The 1,329-nt window shown below is 74.8% G+C and carries 2 protein-coding genes; both read left to right on the top strand.

Going from position 1 to position 1,329, the window contains the following annotated elements; translation table 11 throughout:
• The coding region (locus AX737_RS10510) for a PP2C family protein-serine/threonine phosphatase (protein ID WP_156453637.1) at nt 1-678 on the top strand (678 nt) is incomplete at its 5' end.
• A gap of 106 nt (nt 679-784) precedes the next feature.
• Nucleotides 785-1,329: cation:proton antiporter (locus AX737_RS10505; protein WP_197430530.1), on the top strand; the 545-nt coding region annotated here is incomplete at its 3' end.

Raw genomic sequence — 1,329 nt, 5'->3', positions numbered from 1 at the left:
GTCCTGTACGAGCCGCTGCACCTCGTGGGCGGCGACTATTACTGGCTGGAGGAGATCGACGGCCTCTGCGTGATCGTGGTGGCCGATTGCACCGGCCACGGCGTGCCCGGCGCCTTCCTGACCCTGATCGTCGCCACCGCCCTCGACCGGCTGCTGCACGAGCGCTCCCTGCGCTCGCCCGCCGCGATCCTGGCGGGCCTCGACGCGATGGTGCGCGCCCAGCTCCGCCAGGACGGGCGCGGCGCCGAATCCGACGACGGGCTCGATTGCGGCGTCTGCGTCTTCGATCCCGCCCGGCGCAGCCTGCTCTTCGCGGGTGCGGGCCTCTCGCTCACCACGATCCGGGCGGGCGCGGTCGAGCAGGTTCGCGGCGGGCGGCGCGGCCTCGGCTATCCGCGCACCGGGCGGGAGGCGCCGCCCGAGAGCGACACCCCCGTGCCGGTCGAGCCCGGCACCACCTTCTACCTGATGACCGACGGCGTCACCGATCAGATGGGCGGCGCGCCCGGCGTGCGGCCGAAGCTTCTCGGCCGGCAGGGCGTGGCCGAGCGCCTCCTCGCCCGCGCCGCGGAGGGACTCGACGCGCAGCTCGCCGGGCTGGAGCGGGATCTCGCCGCCTACCGCGGCGGCGAGCTCCGGCGGGACGACATGACCCTGGTGGCCTTCCGGCTGCCCTGAGGCCCCCGCGTGACATACGGCACCCGCTCGGCGCTCGCGCCGGCCGGGCGGGCGGGCTAAGGATCGGGCCGCCATCCGCACCCGAGCCCGAGGTCACCCGCCGGCCATGGCAAGTCCTGCCGAACACGCGAGCTTCCTGCCGCCCGTCCTCACCTTCCTGTCGGCGGCGGTGATCGGCGTCCCGCTGTTCCGGCTGGCCGGGCAGAGCGCGGTGCTGGGCTATCTCGTGGCCGGCGTGCTGATCGGCCCTTCCGGCCTCTCGCTGATCGCCGAGCCCGAGACCGCCGCGAGCGTCGCCGAGATCGGCGTGGTGCTGCTGCTCTTCATCGTCGGGCTGGAGCTGCACCTCTCGCAGCTCGTCTCGATGCGGCGCGACATCTTCGGCCTCGGCACGCTCCAGCTCGCCCTGTGCGCGCTGGTGCTGGGCAGCGCGGGCCTGCTCGCGGGGATCGGCCTCGGCGCGAGCGCGGTGATCGGCATCGCGCTCGCCCTCTCGGCCACCGCGGTGGCGCTGCAGCTCCTGGAGGAGCGCGGCGACCTCGGCACCGCCTACGGCAGCCGCGCCTTCGCGGTGCTGCTCTTCCAGGATCTCGCCGTCGTCGGCATCCTGGCGCTGATGCCGCTGATGGCCTCGGCGGGCGGGGGCGGGAA

It is taken from the genome of Methylobacterium sp. CCH5-D2, assembly GCF_001556475.1.
GTDB lineage: Bacteria > Pseudomonadota > Alphaproteobacteria > Rhizobiales > Beijerinckiaceae > Methylobacterium > Methylobacterium hispanicum.
The sequence above is the reverse complement of the archived record's forward strand: the minus strand, read 5'-3'. Positions and strand labels throughout refer to the sequence as shown.